General features: G+C 40.6%; 18 protein-coding genes. 13 read left to right on the top strand and 5 right to left on the bottom strand.

What is annotated here, in order from left to right; translation table 11 throughout:
- Positions 1-83: 83 nt before the first annotated feature.
- The 3 genes from typA to CH365_RS10075 all read right to left on the bottom strand — a co-directional run bounded on the left by typA (position 84) and on the right by CH365_RS10075 (position 3,395).
- A complete protein-coding gene (gene typA / locus CH365_RS10085) occupies positions 84-1,898 on the bottom strand; it encodes a translational GTPase TypA (RefSeq protein WP_100768447.1) in 1,815 nt (604 codons plus the stop codon).
- 125 nt (positions 1,899-2,023) lie between these two features.
- Entirely contained in the window at positions 2,024-2,881 is an 858-nt protein-coding gene (locus tag CH365_RS10080; protein WP_100768446.1) for a pirin family protein, read from the bottom strand.
- A 172-nt stretch (positions 2,882-3,053) separates the two neighbouring features.
- Positions 3,054-3,395 carry a Uma2 family endonuclease gene (locus tag CH365_RS10075; protein ID WP_100768445.1) on the bottom strand — a complete coding sequence of 114 codons (342 nt, stop codon included), beginning with the start codon at positions 3,393-3,395 and terminating at the stop codon, positions 3,054-3,056.
- A gap of 421 nt (positions 3,396-3,816) precedes the next feature.
- On the opposite strand from CH365_RS10075, the gene rplU reads away from it, so the two are divergent.
- The 10 genes from rplU to rsfS all read left to right on the top strand — a co-directional run bounded on the left by rplU (position 3,817) and on the right by rsfS (position 10,775).
- The gene (gene rplU / locus CH365_RS10070; protein WP_008593635.1) at positions 3,817-4,128 is read left to right on the top strand and encodes a 50S ribosomal protein L21; all 312 of its coding nucleotides are present in this window, start codon (positions 3,817-3,819) and stop codon (positions 4,126-4,128) included.
- A complete protein-coding gene (locus tag CH365_RS10065; protein WP_100768444.1) occupies positions 4,125-4,445 on the top strand; it encodes a ribosomal-processing cysteine protease Prp in 321 nt (106 codons plus the stop codon). Before rplU ends, CH365_RS10065 begins: the two co-directional genes overlap by 4 nt.
- A gap of 2 nt (positions 4,446-4,447) precedes the next feature.
- Positions 4,448-4,702, top strand: a complete 255-nt coding sequence (gene rpmA, locus CH365_RS10060) for a 50S ribosomal protein L27 (RefSeq protein ID WP_020771288.1) — start codon at positions 4,448-4,450, stop codon at positions 4,700-4,702.
- A 96-nt stretch (positions 4,703-4,798) separates the two neighbouring features.
- Positions 4,799-5,854 (top strand): GTPase ObgE, encoded by a 1,056-nt coding sequence (obgE, locus tag CH365_RS10055; protein ID WP_100768443.1) that lies wholly within the window; start codon positions 4,799-4,801, stop codon positions 5,852-5,854.
- Positions 5,835-6,701, top strand: coding sequence for a glutamate 5-kinase (gene proB / locus CH365_RS10050; RefSeq protein ID WP_208861202.1), 867 nt, complete (start codon positions 5,835-5,837; stop codon positions 6,699-6,701). The genes obgE and proB overlap by 20 nt, the downstream gene beginning before the upstream one ends.
- On the top strand, positions 6,698-7,960 hold the full coding sequence (locus CH365_RS10045) for a glutamate-5-semialdehyde dehydrogenase (protein WP_100768441.1): 1,263 nt from the start codon (positions 6,698-6,700) through the stop codon (positions 7,958-7,960). The genes proB and CH365_RS10045 overlap by 4 nt, the downstream gene beginning before the upstream one ends.
- A gap of 16 nt (positions 7,961-7,976) precedes the next feature.
- Complete coding sequence (locus tag CH365_RS10040) at positions 7,977-8,594, top strand: nicotinate-nicotinamide nucleotide adenylyltransferase (RefSeq protein ID WP_100768667.1); 618 nt, start codon at positions 7,977-7,979, stop codon at positions 8,592-8,594.
- A 16-nt stretch (positions 8,595-8,610) separates the two neighbouring features.
- Positions 8,611-9,204 carry a bis(5'-nucleosyl)-tetraphosphatase (symmetrical) YqeK gene (yqeK, locus tag CH365_RS10035; protein WP_100768440.1) on the top strand — a complete coding sequence of 198 codons (594 nt, stop codon included), beginning with the start codon at positions 8,611-8,613 and terminating at the stop codon, positions 9,202-9,204.
- Positions 9,205-9,246: 42 nt separating this feature from the next.
- Positions 9,247-10,395 (top strand): LCP family protein, encoded by a 1,149-nt coding sequence (locus CH365_RS10030; RefSeq protein WP_100768439.1) that lies wholly within the window; start codon positions 9,247-9,249, stop codon positions 10,393-10,395.
- Between the two features lie 2 nt (positions 10,396-10,397).
- Positions 10,398-10,775, top strand: coding sequence for a ribosome silencing factor (gene rsfS, locus CH365_RS10025; protein WP_100768438.1), 378 nt, complete (start codon positions 10,398-10,400; stop codon positions 10,773-10,775).
- Here rsfS and CH365_RS10020 read toward each other — a convergent pair.
- Positions 10,772-12,856 carry a thioredoxin domain-containing protein gene (locus CH365_RS10020; protein WP_100768437.1) on the bottom strand — a complete coding sequence of 695 codons (2,085 nt, stop codon included), beginning with the start codon at positions 12,854-12,856 and terminating at the stop codon, positions 10,772-10,774. The genes rsfS and CH365_RS10020 overlap by 4 nt on opposite strands.
- 94 nt (positions 12,857-12,950) lie before the next feature.
- On the opposite strand from CH365_RS10020, the gene CH365_RS10015 reads away from it, so the two are divergent.
- A complete protein-coding gene (locus CH365_RS10015; RefSeq protein ID WP_100768436.1) occupies positions 12,951-14,594 on the top strand; it encodes a TolC family protein in 1,644 nt (547 codons plus the stop codon).
- A gap of 10 nt (positions 14,595-14,604) precedes the next feature.
- Here CH365_RS10015 and CH365_RS10010 read toward each other — a convergent pair whose 3' ends face one another.
- The gene (locus CH365_RS10010; RefSeq protein ID WP_100768435.1) at positions 14,605-15,543 is read right to left on the bottom strand and encodes a cytochrome-c peroxidase; all 939 of its coding nucleotides are present in this window, start codon (positions 15,541-15,543) and stop codon (positions 14,605-14,607) included.
- A gap of 154 nt (positions 15,544-15,697) precedes the next feature.
- Here CH365_RS10010 and CH365_RS10005 point away from each other — a divergent pair, with 154 nt between their 5' ends.
- Together CH365_RS10005 and sigJ are read left to right on the top strand one after the other, a co-directional pair.
- Positions 15,698-16,885 (top strand): NAD(P)/FAD-dependent oxidoreductase, encoded by a 1,188-nt coding sequence (locus tag CH365_RS10005; RefSeq protein ID WP_100768434.1) that lies wholly within the window; start codon positions 15,698-15,700, stop codon positions 16,883-16,885.
- On the top strand, positions 16,882-17,877 hold the full coding sequence (sigJ, locus tag CH365_RS10000; RefSeq protein ID WP_100768433.1) for an RNA polymerase sigma factor SigJ: 996 nt from the start codon (positions 16,882-16,884) through the stop codon (positions 17,875-17,877). Before CH365_RS10005 ends, sigJ begins: the two co-directional genes overlap by 4 nt.
- The last annotated feature ends 110 nt before the right edge of the window (positions 17,878-17,987 follow it).

Genomic DNA, 17,987 nt, shown 5'->3' with positions numbered 1-17,987 from the left:
TTGTAACGATCGATACAGTAGGAAGGACAAAAAAAGGCCCGCCTAAGCGAGCCTTCTTCTTTAAATAACTTTTCAGAAACTGATTATTTGGCAGCACGTTTTCTCATGTTTGCATCTAAGTGTTTTTTACGAAGACGTAGACTTTGAGGAGTTACTTCCAAAAGTTCATCGTCGTCCAAGAATTCGATATTCTGCTCTAAGCTGAATTTGCGAGGTGGAATTAAACGGATCGCTTCATCTGCTCCGGAGGATCTTACGTTCGTCAGTTTTTTCTCTTTTACCGGGTTCACTTCCAGATCATTATCTCTGGAGTGGATCCCAATAATCATTCCTGGATACACTGGGGTTTGAGGATCGATAAGAAGTTCCCCTCTTTCCTGGATTTTCCAAAGAGCGTAACCTGTAGTTTCTCCGGAGTCCATAGAGATCAATGCTCCGTTCTTTCTACCTGGGATTTCTCCCTTATAAAGATCGAATCTAAGGAAACGGCTGGATGCCACTCCTTCTCCTTTGGTTTCCGTTACAAAATACCCTCTGAAACCGATGATACCTCTGGTAGGAATTACGAATTCTACTCTTGTCATTCCGGACGGATGAGCGTCCATCAATTGGAGCTCTCCCTTTCTACGGTTCAACTCGGAGATAATACTTCCTGTGAATTGGTCAGGTAGATCCATTACGAGATACTCGTAAGGCTCCAGTTTTTCTCCGTTTTCTCCCTTTTTGATGATTACTTCAGGACGGGAAACTTGTAGTTCAAAACCTTCTCTTCTCATGGTTTCAATGAGTACCGAAAGATGTAATTCTCCTCGGCCTAAAACCTTGAAGCGGTCTTTGTCTTCGGTTTCTTCCAAACGCATTGCTACGTTTGTTTCTAATTCTCTGTCCAAACGTTCACGGATATTTCTGGTAGTTACGAATTTCCCCTCCTTGCTCGCAAAAGGAGAATTGTTTACCATAAAATACATGGATACAGTAGGTTCTTCTACCTCGATAGCGGGCATTGCTGCAGGCTTTCCAGGTTCACAAACAGTGTCTCCGATGAATACATCCGGTAGTCCCGCAATCGCAACGATGTCTCCGGCTTCCGCCTCTTCTATCTCGTTACGTTTCAGACCTTCAAAGTTATATAATTTAGTGACTTTTAAAATTTGGGTCTCGTCTCTTCCGTTTGTTTTGGGAGAAAGTTGGACTACGTTCATCCCTCTTTGTAGTCTTCCGTTATAGATCTTACCGATCGCAATACGGCCCACGTAATCGTTATAATCCAGGGAAGTAACTTGGAATTGTAACGCAGCGTCTATATTCGCTTTTACTGGAGGAACATGTGAAAGCACTGTATCTAATAGTGCATCTAAATTAGTGCTTGGAGCATCTTCCAATTTACTGACTGCCCAACCTTGTTTTGCAGATGCGTATACAATCGGAAAATCCAATTGTTCATTGGTTGCACCTAAATCGCTGAACAAATCGAAAACCATGTCTACGACTGCATCAGGACGAGCTCCATCTCTATCAATCTTATTGATGACTAGGATAGGTCTATGTCCTAATTGTAAGGACTTACCTAATACGAATCTAGTTTGAGGCATGGGTCCGTCGAACGCGTCTACAAGAAGAAGGCAGGAATCCGCTGTGGAAAGAACCCTCTCCACCTCTCCTCCGAAATCCGCGTGACCTGGAGTATCCACTACGTTGATGCGAGTTCCTTTATAAATAACTGCAGTATTTTTGGCTTTAATAGTGATCCCTTTTTCTTTTTCGAGATCATTACTATCCATGATTCTTTCCCCATCTTCCTTGGCAGTAACTGCGCCGGTTTGGCGTAAAATGCCGTCTAGAAGGGTTGTTTTACCGTGGTCAACGTGTGCGATAATGGCGATATTGCGGATTTCCATGCTATGACCAAAATTTACGCAGTGGCCAGGGTGACAAGGTGGAATTTTAGGAAATTCTTTTCAAAGAGATGAAAAAGAACCTATTAGATCGCTATTAATAGCCAGTTTTAAACGATCCTGACGATCTAATGCTCAGGCAATGGAATCCTTTCCGTCTCGCCGGGCACATGAGCAAATCGATCTTCTTTCCAGTCTACTTTTGCTTGTTCGATTCTTTCTAAAGAACTGGATACAAAGTTCCAATACATATGCCTTGGAGTAGAAAGTGGGGTCCCGCCTAAGAGTACGATCCTGGAAGTTTCTTCTGCTCTGAATTTTACTGCCCCACCTTTCGGATAGATTGCCATGTCCCCTATAGTAATGATCTTTCCTTCTGCGTCAGCTTTACCTCTAGCGACATAGATACCCGCTTCTTGTTCCGGTGAGACTTGTAGTTCTACTTCTGCTCCAGCCTCTACCTCCAGGTCCGCATAGAATAAAGGAGAATATACTTTGACCGGAGAAACTTCTCCCATGAAGGAACCAGCGATCAGTCTGAGTTCCCAACCTCCGCCGCTGACTGTTGGCAATTCTTCTCTTTCATGATGGAAGAACTCGGGAGAAGTCTCTTCGAATTCTTTGGGAAGTGCCACCCAGGTTTGGATTCCTTCTAAAATATTATATTCAGGATCTAGTTTGGATCTTTCACTATGTACGATTCCGGAACCTGCAGTCATCCAGTTCACTTCGAAAGGACGGATATCTTCTACCTTTCCGATACTATCTCGATGGGTGATCACTCCGTCATACAGGTAAGTGACAGTTGCAAGACCTATATGAGGATGAGGACGGACTACAATTTCAGCCCCAGTCTTGATGGGAAGAGGACCCATATGGTCCAAAAAAACAAAAGGCCCAACAGATCTGGCTTCGATTTGTGGAAGTACCCTTCTTACAAAAAAACCGTCTCCCAAATCTTTTTTCTTAGCGATAAGATATCTCATAATAGTATAGACTATTAGATCGGATTCCCAGCAATCTAAGCAAGATTTAAAACCCGAATTCTAATTTATTCAGGTTAAAAATACTTCGAGCTTCTTCTTGGGATATTTTAGAAAACTAATATGTAAAAATTATAAGAGCCTGTCCAAAGGATAGGGCTATCGGTTTTAAAATTTAGGAACCGAGCCTAAACTGGAACCCAGGGAATAATCTGCTTTTCCCGTCAGAATACAATATCCATTTATCTACTTTGTTTTCCCAAATTTCCACCTTAAGAGAATCAGGGTCTATTATCCAGTATTCCTTTACGCCCAATTTCAAATAACGGTCTGCTTTTCGACCTAGATAGGCGGCTTTTGTGGAAAAAGATAAAACTTCGGCGATCAGATCCGGGGTACCTTCGATCCATTTCCGAGTGTCTGCAGAATTATCCGGAAGAAGAAGGGAAATATCCGGTCGCAAAACATCTCCTCCGTCGGGAAAAAAACATCCACATCGGAGATAATTTTGACTAATGGATCGTTTTGAAGAAAGGTCCGAAGAGAGAAGATAAAATCTCCTTGGACGGAATTGTGTTTATAGAAAGGAGAAGGCGCCACGTAAAGAACACCTTCTACCATATCATAACGAAAACCGTCGTCTTGGAGGTTCTTATAGGATTCAAGGTCCACTCGTAATTTATGATAACGTGGAGTATCTTCCAGAGTATGAGCGAACATGTTCCGAGTATAGGAGTAAGCATATCGGTTGGTCAAGGACAACCTCCTAAAATTCACGTGTCTGGATCAGAAAAACTGCGTGCAAAAAAGTAGAATGGAATCACTTTTCTGGAAAGGCCTCTTGACGGAAAGATCCGCAGAATAGCTCCCCAAAACCCTTGACACCGGCTCGGACCAGTCAAAACTGGTCAAAACTCGAGAAAACTAGGCCAGTAATCATGTTCGCGATCATCTCTGTCGGCAACCGACAATTCAAAGTCACTCAGGATCTTGAATTCCTGACTGAAAAAACCGGTAAAAATGCTGGTGATACCTTCGACGCTAAGGTTCTACTATTTGCTGAAAATAATAAAGTTCATATCGGATCTCCGGAACTTAAATCCGCTAAAGTCTCCCTGAAAGTATTGGAAGACGTAAAGGGAGAAAAAGTAAGAGGTTACGTTTACAAAAAACGTAAAAACTCTCAGAGAACCTGGGGACATAGACAACAACTGCAAAAAGTTAAGGTAGTTTCTCTTTCGGCAGTTTGATCCGGATTAAGATACTCCGAAAAGGAGAAGAAATCCTAGGTTTGGAATCTTCCGGGCATGCTTCCAAGATGCACGGATCCAAAGGACAAAATCTTCTCTGCGCCGCTGTCGGAGTACTTATCCAAACTCTTTACCTGCATTTAAGCAAGGAAGGTTTGGCAGAAGAAGCGGTAATAGGAGACGGACTCTTGGACTTCAAGATCGTCTCCGGAAAAAAGACTGATCCAATTGTTCATACGAGTTTCAATCTTGTCGCAAGTGGACTAGTCAACTTGAAGGAACAATATCCTTCAGAAATTGAACTCATAGGAGAATAAACATGGCACATAAGAAAGGTGGCGGTTCATCCAAAAACGGACGCGATTCCCAATCCAAACGTCTTGGTGTAAAACGTTTTGGTGGAGAGTTGGTTTTAGCGGGCAATATTCTTGTTCGTCAAAGAGGAACCAGACTAAACGCCGGAAAAAACGTAGGTGTAGGTAAAGATCATACACTTTACTCTCTTGTCGAAGGTCACGTTAAATTTGAACAAGTTTCCAAAACTAAAGTTCAAGTTTCCGTTTACCCGAAATAAGCATTAGATCTCAGATTTAGTGCGTGGAAAAAGAAAGGCCTTCCGGGGATTTTTTCCTCGAGCCTTTCTTTTTTTATTTTTAGGCCTTAGGTTCACATGGAAAAGTTTTTAGATGAAGTACTGATCGAAGTTACCGCCGGACATGGTGGAGCCGGATCCATGCATTTCAGAAGAGAAAAGTATGTGGAATTCGGAGGACCTGATGGTGGTGACGGAGGAATTGGCGGTAATATAATTATACGCGCTAACCTTTCCATGGTTACCTTAGATCGTTATCTTACTAAAAGAAGATTTAGAGCCCAAGACGGATTTCCTGGAGAAGGTAACGAAAGATCCGGAAAAAAAGGAGAAGATCTAATCCTTTTTGTTCCACTCGGAACCCAAGTCTTTGACGAGGAAAGTGGAGAACTACTTTACGATTTCGTAAAGGACGACGGGGAATTCCAAGTTGTCAAAGGGGGGCGAGGAGGAAAAGGGAATACCCATTTCAAATCTTCAACTCACCAAACTCCTAAATTTTCTCAACCTGGGGAAGATGGAGAATATAAACATCTACGCTTTAGTCTAAAACTTTTGGCGGATGTTGGAATTGTAGGACTTCCTAATGCAGGTAAGTCTACTCTACTTTCTAAAATTACAGAAGCTCACCCTAAAATCGCAGGATATGCGTTCACTACCCTTTCTCCTAACCTAGGTGTGGTTAAAAGAAAAGGAGATATCTACCGTTATACTTTAGCGGATATTCCAGGGATTGTAGAAGGTGCAAGTAAAGGAATAGGCCTAGGGCTTTCCTTCTTAAGGCATATAGAAAGAGTAAAAGGTATATTATACGTTTTTGATGCAGCTGCATTGGACATCCAAGAGGATTTCAGGATGCTTCAGTCAGAATTAAGATCTTATAACCCGGAACTTCTAAACCGACCGCATTTGATCGTTTTAAATAAAATAGATATCTGGGAAGACCAGAGTTTTACGGAAGAATTACTCAAGTCTGTTTCTTCTTTAGGAAGGGTGATCCCGATCTCCGCACAAGAAGAAATCAATTTAGAAGAATTACTTTCCGTAATGGATTCCACTTTCTTCCAAAAAGAATTGGAAGAATTACATTTTAACGAAGAAGAACACCGGGAAAATTCAGATGAATCGAAATGATCTGAACGAGAGAATTAAAACATCCAATAAAATAGTAATTAAGATAGGTTCCGCAAGACTTTCAGGCTCGGAAGAAGAAGTGAATGATTTCCTTTTCAGCTTGGTTTCGGACATACGACATCTAAGGGATCTTGGAAAACAAGTAATCCTGGTTTCCTCCGGAGCAATCGCAAGAGGAAGAAAACTTTTATCCTCACTTTCGAACCCGGCACAAGCCGGAGAATCTCTTCCGGAAAAGCAAGCTCTGGCAGCCATGGGCCAAAACCGCCTGGTGAACTTATACGATAGTTTTTTTTCTAAGGTAAATCTTCCGATCGCCCAGATACTTTTCGGTGTTCTGGACATGGAGAATCCGGAAGGATTTAAAAATCTCAAAAATACTTTCGGACAACTTTTGGATTGGGGTATTCTACCGATCGTAAACGAGAACGATTCGGTCGCCACGGAAGAAGTAAAATTCGGAGATAACGACGTACTTTCCGCTATCGTAAGTCTAATCGTAGAAGCAGATCTTCTAATCATACTCACAGGTGTGGAAGGTTTTTTAAAAGATGGAAAACTTCTGCCTTTCTTGGAAGAAGTAGGAAAATCGGAACTTTCCCAAGCGGGAGGCCCAAGCGGCCCGGGCACCGGTGGAATGTATACCAAACTTAAGGCAGCTTCTATTTCCAGCGAGGCGGGAATTCCTTGTGGGATCATAGACGGAAATCGTAAAAATTGCGTGCGTGAGTTTATAGAAACGAATACACTCGGGACATTGGTTGTCTCGAGCGGCAAGAAGAAAAACTTTACGGAGGAGGAAATTAAATCCATTCTCCGAGCCAAACGTAACGGAGGTCAGGAATGATCCAAAGATCCGCAGAATCCATCTACGTGGACGAACTTTGTAAATCCGCAAAAGATGCTTATAGACAAATTAGATCCATCCATACGTCCCAAAAGAATAAGGTTCTGGAGAAGCTTGCCTCTGCTTTGATATCCAGAAAATCCGAAATTTTAAAAGAGAATGCAAAGGATTTAGAGGCGGGAAAATCGAAAGGTTTATCTTCCGCACTTTTGGACAGATTGACTCTGGATGAAAAAAGGATCCGAAGTTTGTCTAACGCAGTTTTAGAAATTAAGGCACTTCCCGATCCTGTGGGAGAAACCGTAAGAGGAACTACCCTTCCGAATGGAATCAGACTCAATACAAAAAGAGTTCCTTTGGGTGTGGTCATGGTGATATACGAATCCAGACCAAATGTTACTATTGATGTGGGCGCTCTATCTTTCAAATCCGGGAATGCATGTATCTTGAGAGGTGGTTCTGAAGCAATCCACTCAAACACGATCCTCGCAAAAATTTTCCAAGATTGTTTAAAGGAAGAAGGTCTGCCTCCAAATGCTGTCACCTTCGTAGATAAAACGGAAAGAGAATATATGATCCCTTTCCTAAAACAAACTTCTTATATTGATATAGTAGTTCCTAGAGGCGGAGAAGGTTTGATCCGTTTTGTTTCTGAAAATTCTCTTATCCCTGTAGTGAAACATGATAAGGGAGTGGTGAATCTTTATATAGATAAATCAGCAGATCCTAAAAAAGTTTTACCGATCGCAATAAATTCCAAGGTGCAAAGACCTGGAGTTTGTAATGCTGCAGAAAACTTAATTATACATTCCGAATATCCTTATATTAAAGAATTATTAGAAGGACTTGCATCAAAAGGTGTACAACTTCTTTTGGATCCAAGATCTCTTGCAATTTTTCCTCAAGGCCAACCTGTTAAAGAAGAAGATTACTTAGAAGAATTTTTAGATCTAAGATTTTCCGTCAAAACTGTGGATAAGATAGAAGAGGCGATCGAATTTATAGAGGCAACTAGCTCAGGTCATACGGAAGCAATCGTAACAGAGGATGTAAGTGCTGCGAATTTTTTTAGTCGGTCCTTGGATTCCGCTGCAATTTTTGTGAATATCTCCACTCGTTTTCATGATGGAGGAGAATTCGGATTAGGTGCAGAAGTTGGAATTTCAACAGGTAAATTGCATGTAAGAGGTCCGATGGGTCTTGTACATCTTACAACAACTACTACGTATGCGGAAGGAGAAGGACAGGTCCGAGGATAAGGGACCTTCTATCCCTATGAACTCTTCCAATTTGGTCGGAGTTTTTGGCGGGAGTTTCGACCCTCCTCACCTAGGCCATGCGGAAGTAGCTGCCAGTTTTTGGGAAAATTTTCCGAATGCAAAAGAACTTCTGATCATTCCAAACCATACGTCTCCCTGGAAACAGAATAAAAAAACTTCTCCTGAACTAATCTTAGATCTTGTTCAGGCTCAATTCCAAAATTTTCCAAATACAAAAGTTTGGGACTGGGAAATCAAAAGAGAAACCCCAAGTTATACCGAAGAAACTATTTTAGAACTTCTGAAAGTAACCCCGGGAGCAAAACTTTCCCTTTTGATCGGAGAGGACAATTATTCCGAATTCCATAAATGGAAAAACTGGGAGAATATTTTGGATAAGGTCCATTCTCTCTTGGTGTTTCGAAGATTCTCAGAATCCACTCCACAAAATCAAAACTTGCAGAAATTTAAAGATAAGATCGTATTTTTACAAAATCGGATCGTAGAAGCGGCTTCCATAAATCTAAGAGAGGAACTTCCCAAACGTATTTTGGAAAATAGGAAACCGATTGCCTTGTCTGATAAAGTATGGGATATCATACTTAAAAATAGATCTTATTCTTTTGAAGACTGACTCTTATTTATATACAATGATCCCAAATACTACTTCAGAACAGATAAAATATTTTACTGATATTGTTCCAAAGGAAATCACTCAAACTCGTTGGGAGCATAGCATTCGGGTGGCCGAGATTGCAGAAGAACTAGCAGGCATTCATTCTCCCAACGAAACAAAAGAAGCGTATTTAGCCGGTGTGGTTCATGATATCACCAAACAAAAAACCAAAGAATTCCATTTGGAACTTTTTGCAAAACTGAAAGATTCAGAGTCTCCTAAACTTCCGGAAGCCGCCTGGCATTCCAGATCTGCAGCATATTATTTAGAAACGGAATACGGTTTAAGAACAAGATCGGTCTTAGATGCAGTAAAACACCATACATTAGGCGGAGAGGACTTAAGTCTTTTGGACTGCATATTATACGCAGCCGACTTTTTAGGCTCCGAGTTTGCAGAAAGGCAAAAGGATTATTCGGAATGGAGAAACAAGGCAAAGGAAAATTTATACTTTGCCGTCTTGAATAAGGCAATCCATACGATGCAGGACCTTTTGGATCATAAAAGAGAAATCCATAAAAGAACAATCTCTATGTATCATTTCGCCTTGGGAAAATTAACCAATTGACAGGGTTATTTTTTCTTTCTGAATGGAATCCGAGGCTTTGATTTGAGTCCTAACAAACCGATTCGACCTTTTAATCTTTTCCCATTATGGATTGCCGCAGGCTTTCTGTTTTTGGCATTATTATTTTTTCTCTTTCGTAATTTTAGAAGGACAGGCTTGGACGAAAAGATCAGTTCAGGCAAACCGATTCATATTCTTTTCCATGCAGTAGGAAATGACGATATATATGAGTTCGGATTTTTAGCCACCATCTTTCCTTCCCAAGAAAGAGTAGGCTTATTCTTCTTTCATCCGATCACTACATTCGAGGATCCCGAAGATAGTTTAGAACAGATTAAAGCCAAAGCACCCTCGGTTGTAAAAGATGCTGTCCAAGATATTTTAGGAGCAAAGCCGAACTATACAGTAAAGATAAACGCTTCTTCCTTTATTAAGATCGTGGATATCTTAGGTGGAGTGAATTTATACACTGATAACAGAACCAATAGACTTTCTCCTTCTTATATTAGAGAGCCGGGTATGTATTCTTATTCAGGGGAAGATGCGTATGATTACGTTTCTTATATGGATAAGAAGGAAACCTTGGACTATTTGGATCGGATCAGCAGGCAGGAAAGTGCGGTTCTATCCTTATATGAAACTTTATACGAAAACAAAGAATTACTGAATTCATTTTGGTCTGAGATGGTTTTCAGTCTGATAGATTCTGATTTTTCCAAAGAAGATTTTTATACTCTCTTAAAATTTGCGACATCACATAGACTTGCATTCGGGATCACTGAACTTCCCGGAGAACCAGCTTTAGACCCTAAAACAAAACGTCTATTCTTGACCGCAGATCTTGCGAGAGCCACGGTTGCCGTCCGAAAATTTCATAAAGATGTATCTGCCGAAATTTTCACTGATGGCGAATATGCTAGAACGGAAGTGTTGAACGGGACAGATGTTCCCGGCCTTGCAAAAGATGTAAGAACTACTTTAGCTGATAAAAGGATCAAAGTTCTTTCCGTGGATAATGCCTGGACCAAAGATATTAAAAAAACGATTATCTTGGATCGTTCCGGGAATACAGCAGTCGCCGATAAAATTTCCTCCATATTGGAAAAAACAAAAGTGTATCATGTATTAAGAAAGGATCTAGGACTGGATTCTACAGTTCTTCTTGGATCCGATATAGAGCCTAAAAAATAAATATGAGTCCTTCTCCCAAAAATAACCCGGAACACACGATGGAAATCCTGAAAACTATCCATAAGATCATGCAGGATAAAAAATGCGAAGAGATCGCGATTCTAAATCTGGAATCTGTACATTCATATCTAAGCTTCTTTTTGATTTGTACTGTGAACTCCGCTGTGCAAGCAAATGCAGTCGCAAGAGAGATCAAAAAAGCATTAAAAAGTTTTAAATTACCTCATAAGGAAACTGATAAAACAGGCACATCTGCTTCTTCCGGATGGACCTTGTTGGACTACGGCGAATTCATAGTCCATATCATGACCCCCGAAAAAAGAGAATATTATAATCTAGACAGACTCTGGAGAGATGCAGAGAGAATAGAACTCTCTTAATCTTCTACCAATTTTGCCCTTAAGTTAGTCCAGTCTGATACAGGAAGTTCGCAGTGAAAACCTACGCAGACATAAGCTTTCACCCCTCCTCCAGAATTCCTGTTTTTTAGAAGCAGGAATTTTTCTCCATTTTCTTCCGCTTCCTTATCATTAGCCCATACAAGTACTGTTTCCGGCAAGAATAAGGAACCTACACCTTTCCAAATGGGTAATAATTCTTCTTGGGAGGAATAGACTACTGCAAGTTCTCTTCCAGGTGATTTTCTGAGCCACAATGCGGAAAGCATGTATGGATAATTCATCGGATATGTTTCCAATTCAGGTTTGAAATAAGAGAAGATAGAATCTGCATATTGCAGATATTTTTCCGAGTCCACTCCTAACTTTGAAAGTAAAACAAATGCTGTCGCAAAGGAACTATTGGCAGAAGGTTCCACTCCGTCATATCCGTCCACCGTCCTTCTAAGCAATGTTTCGCCGTCTATTCCAGAATCAAAAAATGCACCGGAAGGACTTCTGAAAAGTCGGATCGCTTCTTCTGTATATCGGATCGCATTCTCAAGATATCTAAATCCTTTTCCGGCTTGGAATAGATATAAAGAAGCAAGTACGAATTCCGCATAATCCGTGCTATATGCTAGGAACCTGGCCTCCCCTTCTCTAAACCTTCTGAGCAATCTTCCATCTTCTCGGATCAGGTTTTTTTCCAGGAATTTATAGGTTTCTTCTGCTTCTCTTAATAGATCCCCGTCCCCAAATGCAATTGCAGCCTTTGTCAATGCCTTGATATACAGACAATTCCAAGAAAATAAGATCTTATCATCTCGGAGCGGCCTGATCCTTTGGGAACGTCTTTCTAAAAGTTTTTTTCTGTTCCGTAAAACGATCTCATCTAACTCGGAAGGTTCCAAACCATGTAGTCTGGAAAAATTCATTCGAAAAGATTCGTGAAGAATATTTTTCTCTTCGAAATTTCCTTTTTCAGTAATATTCCAAAATTCATCTATTAGAGAAGAATCTTGTCCGCAGACTTCTCTTACTTCTTCTTTTGTCCAAATGTAAAAGAGTCCTTCTTCTCCTTCTGAATCCGCGTCTTCTGCGCTTGCGATCCCACCACCGGGCAATCTCATATCGCGATGAAGATATTCGATCACGTCGTATGCATAATCCTTGTATTTATCTTCTCCAACCGCTTGGTAACATTCTACCAATGCCTCCAGAAAAAGAGAATTATCGTACAACATCTTCTCGAAATGGGGAACCAACCAATGATGGTCCGTGGAATATCTGCAAAGTCCTCCACCAATTTGATCATAGATCCCGCCCTTCTTCATTGCGGTTAGGGTCTCTTCTACCATTTCAAGAGCTTTGGGTTCGCCGGTAGATTTATGATAACGTAATAGAAAACTGAGTCCCATGCTTGGCGGAAATTTATTTACGGAATTGGATTTAAAACCTGCATAATCGGGATCGTAAAATCGATCGTATAATAAAAATCCGTTCTCGAACACTTCCGGTCCCGGAGAAGAAATTTCGGAAACGCCCGAAAGCGCTCTCGCCTCTTCGGATTCTTTTAAGTGTTTGGTCAGATCTTCGGAAGCCTCGAGTAATTCTTCTTTTTTCTCCTTCCATAGGCCGGTTAAAATTCCCAAAACTTCTGTGAAACTTTTTCTACCGTATTTAGGAATCGGAGGAAAATAAGTCCCACCTGTAATCGGCTTACCTTCAGGTGTTAGAAACATATTCAATGGCCAACCACCCTGCTGTCCCATGGCATGTAACGCGTCCATATAGATCCGATCCACGTCAGGTCTTTCTTCCCGATCCACCTTAATGGAAACGTAATCTGCATTTAAAACGCCAGCGGTCGTTTCGTTCTCAAACGATTCCTTCTCCATTACATGGCACCAATGACAGGTAGCATAACCTATGGATAAGAAGATCAGTTTATTCTCGGATTTTGCCTTTGCAAAGGCTTCTTCCGTCCAAGGAAACCAATCCACCGGATTGGTAGAATGTTGGAGTAGATAAGGACTTTTTTCAGACGCGAGTCGGTTCAATTTTTTATCTGGGGTTTTCATCGATTTTAAGCTGTCTAGACTTTTACTTTAGATTTTTCGATTTGGCAAATTCTTCCGAACCAAAAACCATGCTCCGTAGGAAGACCAACGACATATGCTTAGGCCTGCAAAGATTCCTTCGTTAAGGAAATTTTATCTGCGACTCTTGCTTGTCGGAGCTTTCGGTTTTCCGGCTTCCCTATTCGCTCAAGAGTTAGACCCATCCCTTCAAAATAAGCCTAGAATTCTTAAACTTAGTTTGAAAGAAGCGGTCAATTATGTCCTAGCGAATAATATCACAGTAAGAAACGCTGGGATGGAATTCGTAAAAGCGGATACTGCCGAGTTAAAAAATCTATCTCAATATGCATGGACGCTGGTCGGCGGTTTTTCGAAAACAAAAACTAATCTTCCTCTGAATAATAATAACGTTCTCTCAGGAACAAAGATCTCAAACGATCGGATAAACGTAGGGATCCAAAAAAACTTCCAAACTCTGACCTATTTTAGTTTAGAACTCAGCCATACGAGATTCGACGCGGACGCATTCGAGACTCAGGCGGCCGCGGCCAGATTAGGTGCGGTAGGTTCTTATTTAGCTGCCCCTCCTCAATACACGGATGCTTTGACTGTAACTCTTGGTCAGGAACTTTTAAAGTATTCTTTCGGCCAAACTGAGAAAGAAAAACAGAAGGTCTTACAACAAAACGCAGTCATTCGTAGGGACGAGCTAGTCAATATTCTCGCACAGCTCGTAGTAAAAACCCTGGTAGATTATTGGAGCTTGAGTGTTTACGATTCTCAGGTAGAAACTTTTGATAGATTGGAAAAGAATACCAAGAATATCAGGGATCTTACTGTTAGAAAACGGAATCTTGGACTTTCCGAAGGATTCGAAGTGAATCAATGGAATAGTGCTCTCACTCAAACTGAGAATAGTTTAGAAAGAGCAAGACTTGCTAGATCCGAAGCGGAAAGAAATTTGATCCGAGTTTTAAATGTGGATCCAAGTTCTAAAATTTCCGGGATTACTGATCTTCAAGAAAAAGTTCCGAACGATATCAATCCTGCTAAAGATTATCAATACGCATTGGATCATAGAATCGATCTGAAAAATTTGATCCGCCAAAGACAGATCGCAGAATTAGAACTGAAGATTAAAAACGCGGAAGATATGCCTTCTTTAAAGATTACAGGAAGTTATTCCACAAGAGGCCAGACTTTCTTAAATCCTCAGACGAACTATGTGAATCCTGATACTGGGATGATGTCTTTTAAATATCCTGAGAAAACTTTAAATTTCGCGCTTTCTTATCCTTTATTCGACACAGGGATCCAAACGGATATTAGAGACGCAAAACTCAAATTGGATATCTTGGCAAAACAAGAAACCGAATTAAGAACTCTGATTAAAGAAGAATTAGACAATAGATATTATGCAATCGTTGCAGGACAGGAACTTCTGGAAACCGCAAACACTCGAAAAGAAGAAGCTGAGAAGTTCTACAAAGGGGTCCAAGCGCGTTTCAATCAGGGAAGATTTACCGCAGTACTAGTGAAATCCGCTCTGGATGGTTTGATCCAGGCAGAGCTACAAGTTGCCCAAGCAAGGATTAACTTTAACGTGGACATCATCCGTTACGAACTGGCAAGAAACTCAGTTTTCGAAAAGTTCGGAGTAAATGTGGATGAGATCGTAGACACGATCATCAAAAACGAAGTAGAACGAGCGCGACAAGCTACTCCTTCCAATAATTAATTAGAATCTATTAAGCTTTTGGAATAGAAGGGATTTCCCATTGGATGGGTTCTCCTTCTAATGCTTTCAAGAATTCGATCAAATCCTTTTTGTCCTGATCAGACAGTTCCGCAGGTCTTAACATTGGATCGTGTACCGCTTTGGAATGCCCACCTTCTGCAAAATGGTTCACAGTATCTTCGATCGATCCGAAAATCCCATTATGCATGAACGTTTTCTTTTTGGTAACGTCTCTTAATGTAGGAGTTCTAACTTTATTTTTGATCCCTGCAAGACCTGTAGTATGCAATTCAGAATCGGAGAAATTAGGACCTTGGTGACATTGGATACATTTTGCCTTGTTCTGGAAAACATCCCAACCTCTGATCTGGGCAGGAGTTAAGGCAGTTTCCTCTCCCATCACAAATTTATCGAAATTAGAATTTTTACTCACAATCGTTCTTTGGAAGGTAGAAAGTGCTAAAACAATCCTTTCTCCTGAAATTTCAGGATCTCCATAAGCCTTTTCGAAAAGTTCCTTATATCCTTGGATAGAAGAGATCCTTTGCACTAACTTTGTTTCATTTTGGAATAATAACTTAGAATGTACTTTTTCTTTTACGAGATCTTCTAACTCTTTTGCTTCCGGATCCTTAAACACATCTTTATACAATGCCACATTCGTAAGAGAAGGAGCAGGATTATGGATCTTAGTACGAGGAAAACCTTCGGACGGAGAGGCAGTATTATGACAGCTCGCACAACTTACGTCTTGGTTGAAAGAAAGTCTGGAATCAAAATATAAAGTTTTACCCAGCTCCACCTTTTCTTGGTTGAACGGGTTGTTACTCGGATGGATTACACTTTTAACAACAAATCCTTCCAGTTCAGGGATGGGCTTTTTTTCCTTACACGTAATCAATCCTAAGATCGAAACCAAGGAAAGGATCAGGAAAAAAATACGCTTCATAATTCCTTATCCAGGATGTGGACAAGAATACCTCTGTCAATCTCCTAATCGAAACAGTTCCAAAAGTCACCTGAGACCTCTTCTCAAAGAAAATCCAAAACACTGTCACAAGAAATGATCCAAACTCGTCTTGCTTGTAGAACCGGAGGCAAGTATGTCAAAGAAGAAGGTATTGATCGTAGGCGGAGGTTACGCAGGGATAGCAGCGGCAAACAGATTGTCCCGCAAAAATTCAGAGGCAGAAATAACTCTGATCACTGCTGAACCAATCTTTAGGGAAAAAATCAGAAATCACCAAGTCATCGCAGGGACTAAAGGAAAAGATTTCCAGATCCGAAATTTATTAAATCCTAAGGTTAATCTTATTATCCAAAGAGTCGAAAAAATATTTCCGAACGAAAACAAAGTGCTCTTAAATGACGGAACTTATTTCGGATACGATTACTTGGGATATACAGCAGGAATGAGAGCAGGTGATCCAAGTACAAAAGGGGTCAATTATTTCTCTGTGGCAAGTTTCCAGGATTCAGAACGTTTGCGAAAGGAATTAGCCAACCATCCTGATGCAAAAATCACAGTATTAGGTGGAGGACTTTCCGGGATAGAAGTAGCAACAGAGCTCGCAGAAAATTATCCATTCGCAAAAATAACACTTTTGGATTCGGATAAGATAGGCAAAAATTTCTCTTCAAACGCTGTTCTCTATATGAAAGAAGTCCTGAAAAATCTAAAAGTTGATCTGATTGAAGGAGAAAGAGGAGAATATTTACTGGAAGATAAGATCAAAACTTCTAATGGAATCCAAGTCCCTCACGATTATTGTGTAATCTCCGCGGGGCTCATAGCATCCGATTTGGGGAAAAATTCGGGATTAGAATCCAATAAGATCGGCCAGGTATACTTGAACGAACATATGCAAGTTCCTGAATATTCTAATATTTTGGGCGCAGGAGATGGTGTAAAAATTCCAGGAGAAGAATATACCTATTTGAGAATGGCCTGTGCTACAGCTCTTCCTATGGGAATTTATTTAGGAGAAAGAATCTCCAGCCTACTAGGAAAAAAATCGGAAATAGGGCAAAAACCTTTCCGATTAGCGTACGTAGGACGTTGTGTGAGCTTAGGTAGAAAAGAAGGACTATTCCAACTCCTAAACTACGATGATAGTCCTAAGGAAAAAATTTGGACCGGGAGATTGGGAGCCTTCGTGAAAGAGCTGATTTGTAAATTTACAGTCTTCTCCTTTAAGGCCGAAAAATATTTCGATTTTTATGCGATCCCTCAGCCTAAAGAAAAAACTTTAGTTAAACAAAACGAAAGATTAGCAACGGCAGAAAAATGAGCACCCAAGAAAGACTAGATCAATTTATAGAAAACAAAGGTTTGGTCTTCGGGATCGCCTATAAGATGACAGGGAGTGTGGTAGAGGCAGAGGATATAGTACAGGAAACTTTTCTAAGATGGGAAAAATCCAAGGAAGAAAAGATCAGATCCCCCAAAGCATTCTTATCCACTGTTGCTGCCAGACTCTCCCTGGATTCTTTAAGAAAAGCAAAAAGAAAAAGAGAGACCTATATCGGTCCTTGGTTACCGGAGCCACTGGCTCCGGAGCCTATGGAAGAAGAACCGGATCCAGAAACATTGGATCTCGCGTTCTTGCATTTATTAGAAAAACTGAATCCAATCGAAAGAGCGGTATTCTTACTCAGAGAAAGTTTCGAGATGGATTACGATTCCATTTCCAAAATTGTCGGGAAAAACCAGGAGAATTGTAGGCAGATCCTAAAACGGGCTAAAGAATCTCTCAAATCGGATCGCAAAAAGTATGATGCTCCTTCTGAAAAAAGAAAAAAGATCTTCCGTGATTTTTTACTCGCTTCCTCCAAAGGAAAACCAGAACTGCTGGTTCCTTTTTTGAAAGAAGAGATCGTTCTTTGGTCTGATGGAGGAGGAAAAGTAAACGCTGCGAGGATTCCGATCATTGGAAAAGAAAGGGCTTCTCATTTCTTTATCCGGACAGGGAATAATAAGCTCAAATACACTCTGGATTTTTATTTTGGAATCGTAAACGGATCGGAAACATTGATCGGCTATTACAAAGACGAACCGGCTTATTTGCAAAGTTTCCTCATAGACGAAGACGGGATCTCTAAAATTTATTCGGTCCTCAATCCGGATAAATTAAAATCAATGCAGAACAAACAAAAGCTTATCGAAGAAGGCCTGATCTATCCTTTGGAAAACTTTCTATTATTCCCTCATACGTATCGCAAGAAGGTCGCCAAATGGTTAAACCCGGTGGCCAAATTAGTTAAATGGGCCATAGTACGGTGAAAATCGATTAACATAGGATAATCCGTTTATCTGTAGATCCGTTTCTCCTTTCTTGACTTGAGTTCTTCTTTAGGAGAAGATCCTAGTATGAAACGAATATTAACGACAAG

Source organism: Leptospira neocaledonica, from assembly GCF_002812205.1.
GTDB lineage: Bacteria > Spirochaetota > Leptospiria > Leptospirales > Leptospiraceae > Leptospira_B > Leptospira_B neocaledonica.
The sequence above is the reverse complement of the archived record's forward strand: the minus strand, read 5'-3'. Positions and strand labels throughout refer to the sequence as shown.